This window comes from Micromonospora sp. LOL_015 (assembly GCF_048060275.1).
Lineage (GTDB): Bacteria > Actinomycetota > Actinomycetes > Mycobacteriales > Micromonosporaceae > Micromonospora_E.
The window spans coordinates 1-498 of the sequence record NZ_JBHMIO010000186.1 but is presented as its reverse complement, the minus strand read 5'-3'; the positions used below and the strand labels follow the sequence as shown (position 1 = coordinate 498).

Below are 498 nucleotides of genomic sequence, written 5' to 3'. Positions count from 1 at the left end.
GCGCATGTAGCCGGAGCAGGTGATCACCCGGCACGACTCGTGGCCGAGCCAGTGTTCGATGGAGTGGATGGACTTGTTCATCTCGTCGGGGAGCCAGCCCTGGTGGCGGCCGGCTTCGGTGGCGTGGATGGTGGCGACGAGGGGGATGTCGAGGTGTTCCTTGAGGGTGACGGCGGTGTGGGTGACGAGCCAGTCGTGGGCGTGGATGACGTCGTATTCGGCGGTCTGGGTGGCGCGGAGTGCGGCGCGGGTGAGGGTGTGGTTGAAGGCCATGGTCCAGGCGAGGAGGCTGGGGGTGGCGAGGGGGAACAGGGGTGGGTCCTCGGCGGCGCGGATGATGCGGACGCCGTCGGCGTATTCCTCGAGGGGGGCGCCGGGGGCGTGGCGGGTGACGACGGTGACCTCGTGGCCGGCGTTGGCCAGGGCGACGGAGAGGGCGTGTACGTGCCGGCCCAGTCCGCCCACCACGACGGGTGGGTACTCCCAGGACAGCATCAG

Annotated in this window: 1 protein-coding gene; it reads right to left on the bottom strand. The window is 70.1% G+C overall.

The window, feature by feature from the left end; all coding sequences use genetic code 11:
* On the bottom strand, window positions 1–498 hold a 498-nt coding region (locus ACFHWU_RS29400; RefSeq protein WP_416592340.1), incomplete at both ends, for a glycogen/starch synthase.